Source organism: Phenylobacterium sp. LjRoot219 (assembly GCF_964252995.1).
In the GTDB taxonomy this organism is placed as follows: Bacteria; Pseudomonadota; Alphaproteobacteria; order Caulobacterales; family Caulobacteraceae; genus Phenylobacterium.
On the sequence record NZ_CAXUQI020000002.1, the window covers coordinates 1,433,429 to 1,449,230 of the forward strand.

General features: G+C 66.7%; 13 protein-coding genes. 10 read left to right on the forward strand and 3 right to left on the reverse strand.

What is annotated here, in order from left to right:
* Nucleotides 1-211: 211 nt before the first annotated feature.
* The 4 genes from ACSQ14_RS24680 (at nucleotide 212) to ACSQ14_RS24695 (ending at nucleotide 6,151) form a co-directional block, all read left to right on the forward strand.
* Complete coding sequence (locus ACSQ14_RS24680) at nucleotides 212-1,450, forward strand: cytochrome P450 (protein ID WP_436017524.1); 1,239 nt, start codon at nucleotides 212-214, stop codon at nucleotides 1,448-1,450.
* Between the two features lie 2 nt (nucleotides 1,451-1,452).
* A complete protein-coding gene (locus ACSQ14_RS24685) occupies nucleotides 1,453-1,773 on the forward strand; it encodes a 2Fe-2S iron-sulfur cluster-binding protein (RefSeq protein ID WP_436017526.1) in 321 nt (106 codons plus the stop codon).
* 116 nt (nucleotides 1,774-1,889) lie between these two features.
* Entirely contained in the window at nucleotides 1,890-3,143 is a 1,254-nt protein-coding gene (locus ACSQ14_RS24690) for a cytochrome P450 (protein WP_436017528.1), read from the forward strand.
* Nucleotides 3,144-3,616: 473 nt separating this feature from the next.
* The gene (locus ACSQ14_RS24695) at nucleotides 3,617-6,151 is read left to right on the forward strand and encodes a TonB-dependent receptor (RefSeq protein WP_436017530.1); all 2,535 of its coding nucleotides are present in this window, start codon (nucleotides 3,617-3,619) and stop codon (nucleotides 6,149-6,151) included.
* Nucleotides 6,152-6,387: 236 nt separating this feature from the next.
* Here the strand turns inward: ACSQ14_RS24695 and ACSQ14_RS24700 are convergent, their stop codons facing one another.
* Entirely contained in the window at nucleotides 6,388-7,242 is an 855-nt protein-coding gene (locus ACSQ14_RS24700) for an IclR family transcriptional regulator (protein ID WP_436017532.1), read from the reverse strand.
* Between the two features lie 108 nt (nucleotides 7,243-7,350).
* The gene (locus tag ACSQ14_RS24705) at nucleotides 7,351-8,394 is read right to left on the reverse strand and encodes a phosphotransferase family protein (RefSeq protein WP_436017534.1); all 1,044 of its coding nucleotides are present in this window, start codon (nucleotides 8,392-8,394) and stop codon (nucleotides 7,351-7,353) included.
* Between the two features lie 305 nt (nucleotides 8,395-8,699).
* Here ACSQ14_RS24705 and ACSQ14_RS24710 point away from each other — a divergent pair, with 305 nt between their 5' ends.
* The 5 genes from ACSQ14_RS24710 to ACSQ14_RS24730 all read left to right on the forward strand — a co-directional run bounded on the left by ACSQ14_RS24710 (nucleotide 8,700) and on the right by ACSQ14_RS24730 (nucleotide 13,438).
* Nucleotides 8,700-9,899, forward strand: coding sequence for an amidohydrolase family protein (locus tag ACSQ14_RS24710; RefSeq protein ID WP_436017536.1), 1,200 nt, complete (start codon nucleotides 8,700-8,702; stop codon nucleotides 9,897-9,899).
* Nucleotides 9,900-10,075: 176 nt separating this feature from the next.
* On the forward strand, nucleotides 10,076-10,861 hold the full coding sequence (locus ACSQ14_RS24715) for an SDR family oxidoreductase (protein WP_436017538.1): 786 nt from the start codon (nucleotides 10,076-10,078) through the stop codon (nucleotides 10,859-10,861).
* Nucleotides 10,862-10,893: 32 nt separating this feature from the next.
* Complete coding sequence (locus ACSQ14_RS24720; RefSeq protein WP_436017540.1) at nucleotides 10,894-11,325, forward strand: Zn-ribbon domain-containing OB-fold protein; 432 nt, start codon at nucleotides 10,894-10,896, stop codon at nucleotides 11,323-11,325.
* Complete coding sequence (locus ACSQ14_RS24725) at nucleotides 11,322-12,524, forward strand: thiolase family protein (RefSeq protein WP_436017542.1); 1,203 nt, start codon at nucleotides 11,322-11,324, stop codon at nucleotides 12,522-12,524. The genes ACSQ14_RS24720 and ACSQ14_RS24725 overlap by 4 nt, the downstream gene beginning before the upstream one ends.
* A 23-nt stretch (nucleotides 12,525-12,547) precedes the next feature.
* Entirely contained in the window at nucleotides 12,548-13,438 is an 891-nt protein-coding gene (locus ACSQ14_RS24730) for an SMP-30/gluconolactonase/LRE family protein (RefSeq protein WP_436017544.1), read from the forward strand.
* Nucleotides 13,439-13,486: 48 nt separating this feature from the next.
* Here the strand turns inward: ACSQ14_RS24730 and ACSQ14_RS24735 are convergent, their stop codons facing one another.
* Complete coding sequence (locus tag ACSQ14_RS24735) at nucleotides 13,487-14,839, reverse strand: MFS transporter (RefSeq protein WP_436017546.1); 1,353 nt, start codon at nucleotides 14,837-14,839, stop codon at nucleotides 13,487-13,489.
* On the opposite strand from ACSQ14_RS24735, the gene ACSQ14_RS24740 reads away from it, so the two are divergent.
* Nucleotides 14,817-15,446 carry a DJ-1/PfpI family protein gene (locus ACSQ14_RS24740; protein ID WP_436017548.1) on the forward strand — a complete coding sequence of 210 codons (630 nt, stop codon included), beginning with the start codon at nucleotides 14,817-14,819 and terminating at the stop codon, nucleotides 15,444-15,446. The genes ACSQ14_RS24735 and ACSQ14_RS24740 overlap by 23 nt on opposite strands.
* Nucleotides 15,447-15,802 lie beyond the last annotated feature (356 nt).

Below are 15,802 nucleotides of genomic sequence, written 5' to 3' on the forward strand. Positions count from 1 at the left end.
GGTCTCAACCCCCCTTCTTCTGGTCGACGTCATTCTCCCCCCAACCTCGCAATGTGACCGGCGGTCTCTTGTGAAAGCTGCCTGTGAGCCTGGCAACCCAATCTGCTGCGGACTGAGTTGACCACAGGAGCCCGAGTGGGCTAACCATGTGGTTAGCAACGTGGACTCGTTCGGTCGTCGATCGACGGGATCCTCGAACGGGAGGACGACGATGAAGACGGTCGCTGAGCTGGACCTGCCGCACTTGCCGGTGGAGGAGCCTGCGTTCGCCGCAGACCCCGTGCGCTACTTTCGTGAGGCGCGTGAGCGGCATCCGTGGCTGGCGAAATCCAACATCGGCCTGCTGATCCACGAGCTCACGGCCATTCGCGAGCTGCTCGGCCAGGACGACAAGTTCCGGCCGGCCTACGACGGCATCGTCGACCAGCTCGGAGCGCACGGAACGCCCTGGGGGCGCTTCACCGAGCAGCAGCTGATCTCGCTGCCCGTCGAGCAGCACCGGCTGTTGCGCGACGCCTTCGCCGCCAAGTTCACCCCGCGCTTCGCCAATCAGCTGCGGCCGATGATGCAGGCCAGCATCACCCGCCTGCTCGATGAGTGGGCGCCGAAGGGAAGCTTCGACTTCGAGGAGTTCGCCTCCTACTTCCCGATCTCCAACATGTTCACCCTGGTCGGCGCGCCGGTCGAGGAGATCCCACAGATCCGCTCCAGCCTGGAGACGCTCGGCCTGGCGTTCGCCATGGACAAGAGCAAGCTGCCGGCGATCTACGAGGCCTACGACCGGCTGGAGAACCTGGTGCAGCGGCTGATCGCCGAACGGCGCGCCGATCCGGAAGGCGGCAACCCAGACGATCTGCTTCATCTTCTGATCAAGACCGCGGATGAAGGCGGGGTCGACCAGCGGCAACTGGCGGACCTGATCATCTTCTTCTTCATCGCGGGTTATGACACGTCGAAGAACGTGCTCACGCACACGATGTACCTGCTGATGCAGAATCCAGAAAAGTACGAGCGCTGCGCGGTCGACGCCGACTACTGCCGCAAGGTGCTCGACGAGGGCCTGCGCTACTTCAATCCGGGCTCTGTGCCGCGCTTCACCAACCAAGACGTCGTTTTCCGCGACGTGGTGATCCCGAAGGACACCATGGTCTGGTTCAACCTGAACATCTCCGGCCGCGACGAGGGCGTGTTCGAGGACCCCGACAGGTTCGATCCCGATCGGACGCTGCAGCCCAACCAGCGGCACGTCGCCTTCAGCCTCGGCAAGCACATGTGCCTCGGGCAGTTCATCGCCAGGGCGCAGCTGCAGGAAGCGTTGCATCAGATCGCCCAACGGTTGCGCAACCCCAAGCTGGCCGGAGAGTTCGGCTGGCGGCCCTATCCGGGCGCCTGGGGCATGATGGGACTGCCGATCGAATTTACGCCGGCGGATAAACGCGTCGGGGCCTGAGCGTGGTCAAGATCACCTATGTCGAAGCCGACGGCGCGGCCCACACCGCCGAGGTCAAGCCGGGCTGCTCGCTGATGCAGGGGGCGGTGTGGAACAGCGTCCCTGGCATCGTGGCCGAATGCGGCGGCAACTGCGCCTGCGGCACCTGTCGCGTCTACGTCGAGGAGGCCTGGCGGGTCCCGACTGGCCAGGCTTCGGACATGGAGGAGGCGACCATGGAGATCCGCGACGACGATCATCCGGGCAAGCGCCTCTCTTGCCAGATCAGGGTCACCGAGGCGCTCGACGGACTCGTCGTGCGCATGCCGCCGAGCCAGTTCTAGCGACCTGTGGCCGTGAAGCTCCGCGGCGACGGGCGGAACCTCGGTGATGGCCCTGTCACCTCGCTCGTTGGCCCACCGCGGTTCGTCGGCCTTGCTTAAATCTTCGAGGCGCTCTCATGCGATCACTGTCGGAACTCACCCTTCCCGAGCTGCCCATCAACAGACCTGAATTCGCGCCGGAGCCGGCCGCTCGGTTCGCGGAAGCCCGAGAGCAGCATCCCTGGCTCGCGCGCTCAGATGTCGGCTACGTGATCACCGAGTTCGCCGCGGCCAAGGACCTGCTCGGCCTCGATACTCATCTGCGGATCGCCGTCGACGAGGTCGTCGCCTACATGGGCGCCGACGAGTCCCGCTGGGGCTTGTGGATGAAGCGCCTGATGATCGCCCAGACCGGAGAGGTTCATCGTCGACTGCGCGACTCCCTTGCGCCGATGTTCACTCCGCGAGCGGCGAACACGCACCGCCAACTCATGCGCCGCGTGGTGTCGGACCTGCTCGATCAGTGGGCTCCGAGAAACACCATCGATTTCGAGGAGTTCGCTTCATACTTCCCGGTGACGGTCATGTGCGGGATCATCGGCGCCTCGCCTGAGGTGCTGCCGCGCCTGCGCTCCTCGCTCGAGACCCTCGGCCTCAGCTACAACATGATCCCGGGCTTCCTGCCAAATCTCGAAGAAGCCTTGGGCGTAATGCATGACTTCGTGGTGCAGCTGGTGGCCTTGCGCCGCGCGGGCGAGCGTCTGCATCCGGAGCCGGATCTGCTCGACTCCCTTATCGCCGCCATCGACGCTGGGACGCTCAGCGACGAGGAGGTCTATGACCTGCTGATCTTCCTGTTCGGCGCCGGCTACGACACTTCCAAGAACGTGCTCACCCTGCTGATGCAGCATCTGTGCGCCCGGCCGGAGATCTACGCGCGCTGTGCGGAAGACCGCCCCTACTGCACCAAGGTGGTGGAAGAGGGGCTGCGCTACACCAGTCCTTCAAACGTTCCGCGTCGGGTCTGGAAGGACATCACCTATCGCGACGTGCTCATTCCGGAAGGAACGACGCTGTTCTTCCCGGTCAACATCCTCGGCCGTGACCCGTCCACGTTCCCGAACCCCGACGTGTTCGACCCGGACCGGACCCACGAGAACCGCCACATGGCCTTCGGTCGCGGCGCGCACCTCTGCCTGGGCCAGTTCATCGCACGCGCCCAGCTGGAGGAAGGCCTCCACCTCATCGCGCAACGGATGACCGCTCCCGTGACGGAAGGCCCGCTCGGATGGCGGCCGTTCACCGGCGTCTGGGGCATCCGCGGCCTGCCGGTCACGTTCAATCCGACGCCGCGCCGTTCCGAACCGTCAGAGGCCTTGGCTGGCGTTTAGCGGCTGGGGGCGGGTCGCCCGCACGGAGAGGTGGACTTTTCGCTCCTCTTCGTGCCCCAGGGCCGGTCACGAGGGCCTCATCTTCGAGTCGCCCAGCGCATCGGCCGAGGATCGGCTGACAGCGCGCCGACACGCGTGCTGGACGGGCGTCAAACAAACTTCAGCGTGCCACTTGACAGCCTGCCGCCGCTCGCTAACCATTTGGTCAGCGAGGCGATCTTCAGAGGACGGTTGGCGGGCGTTGAAGTGGACTTAAAGCATCAGCAACGGCCGGCTTGCTCCGAATACGGAGTATGCGGCTGGGCTTTCTGGTCCACCGGTGCATCCAGGAGCGGCCTATTTTCCGCTCATCAGATGATCTCGATCGACTGTTCTCGATCCGCGTCCCGCCAAACGGTTCCAAGCGTCCAATCCAAGCAAAAATGTCTGCCGCTCCAACGAAGACGCGGCGAGTGAGCTCATAGGGAGAGCGCATGGTTAGGGGACTTAATCCGCGTCGATTCCTGCTGGTGTCGACGGGGCTAGCCACGGCTTTGGCCGCCGTCGCGCCGGCAAGCGCGCAAGTGGCCGGTGAAAACCAGCTGCAGGAAATCATCGTCACCGCTCAGAAGCGCGAGCAGAGCCTTCAGGACGTGCCGATCGCGGTGACCGCAGTGACCGAGGAGACGCTGCAGGCCAACCGCATCTACACGGTGAATGACCTGTCGGCGATCGCACCAGGCGTGACCGTGAAGCCTTCGCCGGGCGGCAGCGGGGTTCCGGTCTTCACGATCCGTGGGCAAAGCAGCTTCGGCGTGGTGCCCGGATCCGACAAGCAGGTCTCGATCTATATCGACGGCGTCTACATCAGTTCGCCGCGCGGTTCGATCTTCGAACTGCCAGACATCGAGCGCCTGGAGATCCTGCGCGGCCCGCAGGGCACGCTGTTCGGGCGCAACGCAACCGCAGGCGCGATCAGCATCACCACCCGCGACCCGCGCGGCGACCCTCACGTGCGGCTGGAAGGGATGGTCGGCAACCGCGACGCCTATCGGTTCCGGCTCACCGCGGACTCACCGGAGGCCGGGCCGTTCAGCGCCTTCGGCAGCTATGTGCGGAACTACCGTCGCGGGGAGGTACGCAACGCCGCGGGCGGGCTGATCTGGGATCGCAGGAATTCCGGCCAGTTCGGGGTCCAACGCTCGCCCAACTGGCTGGGCACAGTGGACAACGAATCCTATTTCGCCGCACTGAAGTTCGAGCCGACGAACAACTTCCGGGCGATCTACAAGTTCGACCGCAACGAGGACAGCGGAACGCCCGACGTCACCGGCTTCATCGGTTACGATCCGAGGTTCGGCGGTCTCTCCCCGCTGGTCGTCAACGTGGCCCAGGCTCTCTACAACAGCCAGAACTTGTATGCGGCGCCGAACGGAGAGCGGCCCGACATCGCGACCAACGGCTTCGCGGTGCCTCGCACGCAAACGGTCTTCGGTCACAGCCTGACGGCGACCTGGGATCTTTCCGACCAGGTGACGTTCAAGAACATCGCGGCCTACCGGAAGTCCAAAGTCTTCGGCCCGACCCCGATCGACGGGATCAGCAGCCTCACCTTCACCCAAGCGGCGCTTCAGCCGTTCGCACTGCTGAGCGCGGCGTCGAGCGTGCCCAACTTCTTCAGCCTGCCCCCCGCCGTACAAGGGGCGGTGCTCCAACAGGTCTCAACGGCGCTCCAGCCCCGCGTCGGCCAGAGGTTCATCTTCGTTGCAGCTCAGTCCGCTTCCGTCTCCAAACAATGGAGCAACGAGTTGCAGATGAACTACAGTTCAGAAAATCTTCAGGCGACCATGGGCGCGCTCTGGTTCCATTCGGAAGACGAAGCTGGCGGGCCGAACGGCCAACAGAATACCCTGACGTTTCCGACCTTCATCCCGCAGACAGGCGTCATACCCCTTGGAAACGAAGGGCATTACTCGAACGAAGCGACATCGCTGGCCGCCTACATTCAGCTTGAGTACAATATCACGCCAGAACTGCAGGTCGTCGGCGGCGCGCGCATCACAAACGACAAGAAGAAAAGCGCCTTCCGATACGACGTGCTTAACGCTACGACGGGCGTCATTTCGCCACGGCCGGTGATCGTGCCCCCGGACTACAAGAAGAAAAAGCCGAATTACCTCATCGGCCTGAACTGGACGCCGAACGACGACACCCTCATCTATGGAAAGTATTCGACGTCCTTCGTTTCCGGCGGGTCGACGGGCGGCATTCCATACGACCCGGAGACGGCGGAGTCCTACGAGGTCGGGGTGAAGGCTGACTTCTTCGATCGCCGGCTCCGCACCAACCTCGCCTTGTTCCACGTAGACTACGAGCATTTCCAGGCTTCGCAGTCGACCTCCACGCCCTCGTCGGTCGCCCTAGCCCTCCCCATCCTGACGCAGCTGTACGGCGCGACGACGGCCAGCGAGCTTATTTCCAAGCTCAGCGTCTTCGTCGGAGACCAGGGCACCGTGCGGGCGAAGGGGGCCGAGCTGGAAGTGTTCGCCGCACCGGCGCGCGGAGTGACCCTAGGCGGCAGCCTCAGCTACACCGACGTGTCCTTCCCGTTCATCGAGCCCCTCGTGCTGGCGGGCAACAACGGCCGGCTGGACGTGACCGGTCGCCCGAAGTGGACGGCGAGCCTGTACGGATCCTACGAGACCGAACCGCTGTTCGGCGACGTCCGCCTGGGCGTCCGCGCCGACGCCTTCTACCAGTCGAAAATCAATCTCTCCTCTAACCCCGCCCGGGATGGAGCTGTCGCCGCCAACCGCAACGTGCTCGAGACGTCCGGCTACTGGACGCTGAACGGCCGCATTGCGCTGCGCAACCTGAAGCTCGGTCCGGCCAGCGGCGAACTGGCGCTCTGGGGCAAGAACCTGACGGATCGTGCGGACGCGACGACCGCGCTCTTCACGCCCTTCGCGACCTCGGCCTCGTACGTTGCAGCCCGCACCTACGGGCTTGAACTGCTGCTCGACTTCTGAGGCAAGGTCGCGCGCGGCGGCGTGGGCGTTGATGCGCATAAGGCGCATCGCGCCTGCGAGCCTGTTTCAGCCTGGTGACGCGGCGGAGCATTTTCTAGCTCTGCCAGCCCCGTCAGCAGCCGGTCGACGTGCGCGACCTGGCACACTTTATCGGGGCGCGCGGGGACGGCTGTGCTGCATCAAGCGATGTGGGTGTTCCGTCGTGCGCGCCGCCCAAGCTCGGGCGCCGCTCGACCTTACGCGGCGGCCGCCGGCGGCGCGGCGACGAAGCTGCCGATGCGGTCGCAGGCTTCCCGCACACGCTGGCCGATCCGCGCGACCTCGGCTCCCGAGACTTCGCGCGTCAGGCCGGTCAGCACCAGCTCGAACGCGACCCTCTGGTTGGCGTCGAAGACCGGAGCCGAGATGAACGACAGCCTGTAGTTCCCGGCCGGGTCCAGCTGGGTCCGCAGGATCACCGGCGGATTCTCCATTTCGCCGCGCAGCAACCACTCGGTGTCCGGCTCAGGGGCCCGCTTTCCCTCGGCGTAGGTGCCGAAGCAAAACCCGTACTCGCGCGCAAACAGCATGGCTTCGAACATCTGGGCGCGTTGTTCGGCCGTCGGTTGCGGGGTGACGTTCGCCAGCCATGCGTCGACCTCCGCCTTCGGCGAGCGAGCGAAGAAGATCGCCCCGAACGGCGGGCGCAGTGGGAGGCGCGCGCCCGGCTGCGCCGCCCACCCCAAATTCGAGATTGAGCTGGCCCGCTCGCGCACCACGACGTCAGCGCCCTCGCGGAAGCCGGCGATGCAGACTCCCTCGAACTGGTCGGCCAGGGCGCGCATTTCCGGCTTGGCCACCTGCAAAGGGGAATGATGCGCGCTCACCGTATGGGACAGCGACACCAGCACCGGGCCGATCACGTAGGTCTTGCCGCTCAGGCGGTGCAGGTAGCCGACCTCGACGAGCCCCGTAAGCAGCGTGTGACAGGTCGCCCGGCTGATCTTCACCGACTTCACCACTTCGGTGAGCGTGAACGCCTGGCCGGTGTGGGCGGCGAAGAAGTTCAGGATCGCCGCGACACGATGGACGGCAGGAGAAGAGCGCGGCACTTCACTTTTCCACTGTTGTGAACACCGGCAGATATGCTCCTCGCCGCTGGGGGGTCAATCGCCGCCTCGCTCTCGTGGCGAGCGCGCCTGGCGGCGGTGCGAGATGGGTCAGAGCCGCAGGCGCTTCGCCATGACGCCTTCGTCGGGCGCCGGCAGACCACGCAGCGCGGCCGTGCGGATGCCGAGCACGGCGAACTTGAGCCGGGTGAAGTCCTCGTACCAGTCGAGGTCGTCGGTCGAGACGCCCGTCACCTCGCGCCAGAGGCCGATGATCTCGTCGCGCGTCGGAATGCCGGCCAGCCGCGGGGTTCCGTCAGGATGACAGTGCATCACCTCGCCGTTGTAGAGCCACCAGGCCAGGTCGTGGAGAGCCCCGCCGAGCGACGGCTGCTCCCAGTCGACGACGGCGGTGACGTCGAAGTTCTCGTCGAACATCAGGTTGCCGATCCGCGCATCGCCCCAGACGAGGCCTTCCGGCTGGTTCTTGGGCCATCGCTGCTGCAGGCGCTCGACCGCGGCCGCGAGCGGCGGCCAGCGGCGGTCCGCGCTGACCCAGCGCACGAAGCGGGTGTACTTGTCCCACTCCTGCGCAAGTCCGGACCGGGCGCCCTCCGGCCCTTCGAGGAAGGACAGGGATGCGCGCGGCACGTTCTGAATGGCCGCGAGCTGGCGAACGCCCGCCTCCCACATCTTCGCGCGCTGGGCGGGCGTCGCCTCCGCCACCCAGCCGGCCTCGACGTACGGCGGCACGCTTACCGCAACCCGTCCGCGGACCTTCTCCATCAGGAAGAACGGCGCGCCGAGGATGGTCGGGTCCGTCTCGAGCCATAGCGGCTTCGCCACCCGCACTCGACCGTCTGCGTGCAGCGCCTGCATGATCCGGTACTGCTGGTCGAAGAGGTCGTCCGGATAGACGGTGTGGCGTGTGGGTTTGATCCGCACCACGCAGCCCTGGGTCATCGGCCGGCCATCCTGCGACCAGCTGAGGTCGAAGAGCACAGTCTCGTGGGACTGGCCCGCGCCGAAGGGGTAGGCGAGATTCTCCACCCGGATAGCCTCAGCGTCCGGCAGGCGCGTGGCGATCCAGGCGGCGAGCTGGCTGGCGAGCAACCGCAGGTCGCGGACCTCGGGAGCCACGATGACGTCGGACACAGCAAACCCTCCTAAGCACCCACCGACTCGCGGGGAACCGCGACCTCGGCGCCATATCCCAAGCTGGTCGCAGCGACGCAGCCGTGCGCTGAGGCGCCTTGGCGAACCGCCGTGCGATCGTCCAGCCTTATCGGGCGGCCGCGTCCGGCACAACAATGCTTTCTCTATATGTAGATCTATCTCCCCAATTACGTATTTACGGAACGCCATTACGTTGACCGGCCCTCTGCGCGCGGGGTACGACTTTCCGGAATATGAGAATGTAAGCAGCTCGCGGGCCGCGTGAGCGCCAGGAGAATCCGCACATGCCCTTGGACATCGCCGGACCAGCGACCGGCTCCGCCGCCGCCACTCGCTTGCGGGTCGTCGACGCCGACGCGCATTGCGACGCGCCCTATGAGATGTGGGCCGACTACCTGCCGCCGAGCCTGCGCGGACTTGCCCCCCGCATCGAGCACGGCGAAGAGCACGACTGGATCGTCTTCGAAGGCAAGAAGCGCCCGGTGATGATGATCTCGAACCAGGCCGGCCGCACCGGCCAGGAGTTCAAGATGGTCGGCCGGCGCACGGACATGCGGCCGGTCTGGCTACCCGAGACGCGGCTCGCCGACATGGACCAGGACGGCATCGACGCAGCCGTGCTGTTCGGCGGAGGGCCGCTGCCGACCATGGACTCCGAGCTCTACATCGCCAGTTTCGGGGCCTACAACCGTTGGCTCTGGGACTTCTGCGGTGCGGATCGCCGGCGGCTCGTGCCGGTCGGCTACGTGCCGATGCGCGATGTCGACGAGACGGTGCGCATGCTTGAGGAGTTGCGGAAGATCGGCTTCCGCAGCGTCAACATCCCCGCCTTCCCGATGCCGAAGGGCGACGCCACCGCCAGTTCGATCGAGGTCCGCGCGCTCAACCGCGCCCAGAGCGCGGCGCTGAGCGGCGACCCGGGCGGCGACCGTTCCTACGCCGATCACGAGTTCGACAAGCTATGGGCGGCCTGCTCCGACCTCGACATCACGGTCACCATGCACCTCGGCGGGCGAATCCCGCGCTTCGGCGAGAAGAAATACTTCCTGCCCGACCTGCCGATGAGCAAGGTGGCCATGATCGAGCCGATCGCCATCTTCATCTTCAACTGCATCTTCCAGCGTTTCCCGAAACTTCGGCTGGTCACCGTCGAGAGCGGCGCAGGCTGGATGGCTTGGGTCGCGGAATACATGGACCGCACTTGGGAGAAGCAGCGCTTCTGGACCGAGAGCGAACTCCAGGAGAAGCCGAGCTTCTTCATGGAGCGCAATGTCTACGCCTCCTTCATCAACGACCGGACGGCGATCCTCAACCGCCATCTCCCGGGCGGCCATAACATCATGTGGTCCTCGGACTACCCGCACTCCGAGACGACCTGGCCGCACTCCCGTGACGTGATCGCCCGCGACTGCATGGACATCCCCGAGGAGGATGTGCGCGAGATCGTCTGCGAGCGGGCCCGCAGGGTCTACTTCGTCCCTTGAGGGCGGCGCTTGGCCGGCGGTGATCGCCAGGCGGCCTGCCGCCGGCACGCGCGCTCGTGGACGCTAAAGCCACGCCTCCTCGCGGAAGCAGAGCGGCCCCCGGCCTGCGGGCCCGGGCCGACGAATTGGTGCTCAACTTCTAACGCCGGCGAACGAGCGCATCGGGAGACAGGACAATGACGGTTTCGAAGGATCTTTTCTCCCTCGCCGGAAAGGTGGCGATCGTCACCGGCGCCGGCGGCCGCCCGGGCGGCATCGGCGAGGCCTACGCCAGCGCGCTCGGTGTGTTCGGCGCCTCCGTGGTCGCCGCGGACATCAACGCCGAGGGCGCGGAGAGCGCGGCCACCCGGCTGCGGAGCCTTGGAATTGAGGCGGTCGGCGTGCAGGTGGACATCAGCGATCCCGCCTCCGTCGCCGCCATGGCCGCACGGGCGAAGGCGGCGTTCGGCGGCGTCGACATCCTGGTGAACAACGCTGCCCTCATGCTCGAGGCGATCCGGTCCAAGACCTCGGAGATCTCGCTCGAGGAATGGAACCGGATCATGTCCGTCAACCTGACGGGCGCCCTGCTCTGCTCGCAGGCGGTGATCCCGCTGATGCGCGAGCGCGGTTGGGGCCGGATCGTCAACCAGCTGTCCTCCGGCGCCTTTCCCGCGCAGGGGGTCTACGGCATCAGCAAGTTGGCGCTGATGGGGCTGACGACCGCGCTGGCGGCGGAGGTAGGCCGCAGCGACATCACCGTGAACGGGATCGCGCCCGGCATCACCGACAGCGGCGCGGGCCTGACCCTGCGCGAGAACCCCAGCCGATACTTCCAGATCCTGTCCGAAACCTGCGCCCTGCGTGTCCGCGGCCAGCCGGACGAACTCACCGGCGCCCTGCTCTACCTCTGCTCCGAGGCCGGGAGCTGGACCACCGGCCAGATCCTGCACGTGGACGGCGGGGTCGTGCTGCGCCCGTAAGGCGCAGCCTCATCAAAGGAGGCACTCTGACGATGGAAGCTGAAGCCCGCCGTCCCCTGCCCGAGCCGGACGAGAGCTCGGCGGCGTTCTGGGCGGCGGCCGCCCGGCACGTCCTGACCCTGGCCAAATGCTCGCGCTGCGGCGAGATGACCTTGCCGTCGGACGTGAGTTGTCCGCACTGCCTCAGCACCGATCCGCAGTTCACCTTCGAGCCGGTCAGCGGCCACGGGCGGATCCGCACCTGGACGGTGATCCGCCAGTCATTCCTTCGCGGGTTCGCCGACCTCGTTCCATTCGTGCTCGTCGACGTCGAGCTGAAGGACCAGCCGCAGGTGCGGATCGTCGCCCGACTGCTCGCGCCGGCCGATGCGCCCCTGGCCGTCGGCATGCCGGTGCAGGCTGCCTTCGAGGACCTGGCGCCTGGCGTCGCGGTCCCGGCCTTCGTCCTGGAGGACGCCGCATGAGGGGCCGGTTCAAGTCGCGCAACCAGGTCGCGCTGGTCGGCTATGCGCAAAGCCCGATCGTTCGCCGGGCCACCCGTCCCCTTGGCGCTACGGCGATGGACACCGCCCGGCGCGCCATCGCTGACGCCGGGCTGACGGTCGATCAGATCGACGGGTTCGTCTCGGCCCCGATGTTCCCGACCTCCGGCGCCCACAACGTCGAGGACGGCGTCTCGACCGTCTCCTCCGCCTGGCTCGCGAAGCACTTAGGCGCCGATCCCGCCTACGCTGCAGGATTCCAGGGGGTGGGCCAGCTGACCGGGTCGATGAGCATGGCCGTCAACGCCGTCGCGAGCGGCGCGGCCGACTACGTGCTGTTTCATCGAGCGCTACACAATCCGGCCGGCAAGTACAACGAGAACGCCATGGTCAAGGCCAGCGGCTCCGAACAGTGGCGCGCGCCGCAGGGCTTCTTCGGCGCCATGCCGGCGATGGCCATGGTCTACAACGAGTACTGCCAGCGTTACGGCGCGAGCCGGGAGGCGATGGCTCATGTCGTGGTCGAGGCGCGCAAGAACGGCGCGCGCATCCCCTGGTCCTATTGGGCGGGCAAGCCGCTGACCGTCGAGGACTACCTCGCCGAGCCGATGATCAACGACCCCATGTGCCGGCTCGACACCGACATCCCGGTCGAGGGCGTCGCGGTGTTCATCCTCACCTCCGCGGAGCGAGCCCGGGACCTGCCGCACAAGCCGGTCTACGTGTCCGGCTACGCCAGCGGCTATCCGCGCGCGCACCGCAACCAGTTGCACTGGACGCTCGACGACATGATGGGCGCCGGCGAGGCGCTCACCGCCCGCCTCTGGGCCGCGACGGGCTTCAGCCCGGGCGAGATCGACCTGCCGCAGCTCTACGACGGGTTCTCGCCGTTCATCTACATCTGGCTCGAGTGCCTGGGCTTCTGCCCGGTCGGGCAGGCCCACGAGTTCGTGCTGTCCGGCGGCATCGACAGCGACCGCGCCGACGCGCTGCCAGTGCTGTCCAGCGGCGGCGCGATTGGCAACGGCCGCATGCACGGCGTGCCGCAGATGCTCGAGTGCTACCTGCAGCTCTCCGGGCGCGCCGGCGAACGGCAACGGGACGGCGTCAACGTCGGCCTCGCCTGCCACTCGATGCCCAACTACGGCGGCGTCGTGGTCTACACCAATCAGCCAGGCTGAGCCCGCGTTCAGGAGGCGAGCACGTGAGCGAAACAACGGCCATCACCAGGCTGCCCATCCCGCTGGTCTTCCCGGAGGGACCGCGCTGGCATGACGGCGCCTTGTGGTTCTCGGAGATCACCGAGCGGACGATCAATCGTCTGACGCCTGCTGGCGATCGCGAGGTGGTGCTCAGGCTCGAGGACAGCCCCTCGGGGCTCGGCTTCATGCCGGACGGCTCCTTGCTGTTCGTCTCGATGACGCGGCGGCAACTGCTGCGCTGGGACGGCGGCTCGCCGCGGCTCCACGCCGATCTGAGCGGGGTTGCCGGAGAGTACCTGAACGACATGGTCGTCGACGCCGACGGCCGCGCCTATGTCGGCGTACGCAGCCAGAAGGTCTCCCCCGCCGTGTTCCACCGGGAGCCAGGCGGCCCGGACTGCGTCGTCGTGGTCGAGCCGGACGGGCGCGCCTCGGTGGCGGCGCACCAGCTGTGCGCCCCGAATGGGACGGTGATCTCGGCCGACGGACACACCGTCGTGCTGGCCGAAACCTACGCTCGGCGGCTCACGGTTTTCGATCGCGCCTGGTCGGGCGAGTGGCTCCGGCGGCGCCGGCTGATCCAGTTCGAGCGCACATTCCCCGACGGCGTCTGCATCGATGCGGAAAACGCGGTCTGGGTCTGTTCGCCTTACTCCTCGGAGGTCGTTCGGGTCAGCCAGGCGGGCGAGGTCACGGACCGGCTCGCCATAACCGGCGCGGTCGCCTGCGCCCTCGGCGGCGATCACCGGCGCACCCTCTTCGTGCTGGCGGTCGATCCCCGCTGGCTGCCGACCTTCGATCCGGCGCTGGGCGGGCCGTTGCCGACGGATCCCGGTCCTGCGGGGGCGATCTACGCCTTGGACGTGGCCGTCCCTGGCGCCGGCTGGCCTTGATCGACAAGGCGCTGGGCGCCTGCTCGCAGCTGGACTGGCCCACCGTCCTCATGTCGATTCGTCGAGCCTCGCCGTTCCCGCCACCGCGCTGCGGCCTGCCGGCTCTACGGCGGGCGTTGGGGAGCCGCTGCGCTCCCATACCGGATAGGGTCCGAGTTTGAAGACGAGCAGTCCGCAGGCGAGGCTCCCGAGCGCCCCGAAGATCAGCAGCGGTGCATAGCTTCCAAAACGGTCGTAAATCGCCCCGGCGGCTGTCGGGCCGAGGCCGCCGCCAAGTGCGACCATGCTGGTCATCAGGCCGAAGATCTTCCCGAAATTGCGCATGCCGGCGTAGCGCGCGGTCAGGTACGCGCTGATCTGCAGCTTGCCGCCGGCGGCGTAGCCGACGATCACCATCGCCGCGACGATCAGCGCCGGGGAGCGGAACGGCTCGAGCAAGGCGAGGAAGGCGATCGCGGGAACGGAGAGCGTGAGCGCTCCGACCACACCTGCAGAGAAGCGGTCGGTGAGCCAACCGGTCACGAGCTTGCCGATGACGCCGGCGAGCCCAGCGAGACTGGCGAGCCACGCGGCCTCCGTGCGGGAGACGCCGGCTTCCGTCAGGATGGGGACCTGGTGCACCAGCACCGCGGTCCCTGCGAACATGGTCAGCAAGGTCGAGATGCCGATACGAATGAGCGGGACGCTGCAGAGCGCCTCCCGGAACTCAAGGCCTGGCAGCGCAGCCATGGATGATGCGCCCTCCCGCGGCGATCGGCGCTGACGATCCCGCGCGTCATAGAGGAAGAAGAACGCAATGAGGAAACAGGGCACGCCCCAACCGACGCCCAGCCAAGCGTAGGCTTGCCGCCATCCGAAGGTCGTGATCAGCCAATTCGTGAGCGGCGGAATGAAGGTCTGCCCCAGCGCCGTCCCGGCGAGCGTCACGCCAAGCGCGAGCCCCCGGTTGAGCGTGAACGTCGACGACACCGCGGTCGTCCAGACAGTCGTCTGCAGGCCAAGCGTGGCGAAGGCGTAGAACGCCCACAAGCCTAGCCACTGGGTCATGGAGCCATTCGCGAAACCGAAGGCGGCTTGCGCCACCGCCGTAAGCACCAGACCTGGAAGCGCGAGCCGGCGGGAACCCCATCGGTCGACCGCCGCGCCGATCGCCGGCGACAGAAGCGCCATGGTGAGCGCCGGAATGGTGAGGCCGGCGGAGATCTGCGCGCGGCTCCAGCCGAACTCGGCCCCCAGCGGCTCCATGAACAGGCCGAGGGAGTAGGACGCGGTCTGGATACAGGACCCGCGGGCCCTTTGGCGGCTGTCGCCTGGAGCGTCGGTTGCTGCGTATTCCGCGACTGGCTCGCCGATGGAGCAGAGGGGAGCCTCGCCGATCGTGTCGATCTCGCATGGCGCCAAGTTCGTGACGCGATGTGATGCAACGCTTCGCCCTGGTGGCCGCAGGCACTCGCTGGATGTTTTCGGCGCAGCGAATTGGGGCAGGGACGATATGCAAATCGTCACTCTCGCAAGTCGGCGCGATCACGTTCGCGGAGTCAACGGGCTGAAGGTCCTGCCCGACCACGATTTCGCGGATGCGCCGCAGCTCGACGTCGTCATCGTGCCGGGAGGCCTAGGTACCGACATGCTGATCAAAAATGAGGCAGCCTTGGAGTGGCTGCGCGGAACGGCCAAATCGGCGCGCTGGATCTGCAGCGTATGTACGGGATCCTTTGTGCTGGAGGCGGCAGGACTCACCGAAGGGCGTCGGATCACCACGCATAGTGGGGCGATCGGTCAGCTCCGCTCGATCACCTTGGGCGAGGTGGTTGAAGGTCAGCGCTACGTCGTCGATGGCAATGTGGTCACCGCCGCCGGCGTGTCCGCCGGAATCGACATGTCTCTCTGGCTAATCGGGCAGATCTACGGAGAAGACCACGCGAGAACGGTCCAGGGACTCCTGGAATATTATCCTGCACCTCCCTATGCAGTCGAGCTGACCATGCATCATGAGATGCCTGCATAACTCAACGTCAGACTTGGGGGCTAACTAACAGCCACCTTAGCCTCGTGAATTCCGGGACTTAGAGGCGTGCCGGCACGCACCCCCAACTCCGATGCCCGCCGTTTTTGGAACTCCCGAACGTCCGCTTCTCGGCACTGCTCCTAGGTGCTCGCGCGCCTGCCGGCGCACTCGAAGCGAAGATCGCAGCTGAACCTCTGTGCGCCGGCCGGGCGGCCGGGCTCTGCGCGACCTGAGGGCTCCGCGCCCGCCCGCCGTCCGGTCCCCTGCCCTCGTTGCACTTCGCCTGGAACCCACAGACGGCGACGGTCGCAGCCGCCCACGTCCGATGGGCCCCAGCCCGAAACTGGCGGAGGGTC

Coding starts and splice junctions, on each gene's coding strand:
- ACSQ14_RS24680 (WP_436017524.1), top strand. CDS start 212: ATGAAGACGGTCGCTGAGCTGGACCTGCCGCACTTGCCGGTGGAGGAG.
- ACSQ14_RS24690 (WP_436017528.1), top strand. CDS start 1,890: ATGCGATCACTGTCGGAACTCACCCTTCCCGAGCTGCCCATCAACAGA.
- ACSQ14_RS24695 (WP_436017530.1), top strand. CDS start 3,617: ATGGTTAGGGGACTTAATCCGCGTCGATTCCTGCTGGTGTCGACGGGG.
- ACSQ14_RS24710 (WP_436017536.1), top strand. CDS start 8,700: ATGCCCTTGGACATCGCCGGACCAGCGACCGGCTCCGCCGCCGCCACT.
- ACSQ14_RS24715 (WP_436017538.1), top strand. CDS start 10,076: ATGACGGTTTCGAAGGATCTTTTCTCCCTCGCCGGAAAGGTGGCGATC.
- ACSQ14_RS24720 (WP_436017540.1), top strand. CDS start 10,894: ATGGAAGCTGAAGCCCGCCGTCCCCTGCCCGAGCCGGACGAGAGCTCG.
- ACSQ14_RS24725 (WP_436017542.1), top strand. CDS start 11,322: ATGAGGGGCCGGTTCAAGTCGCGCAACCAGGTCGCGCTGGTCGGCTAT.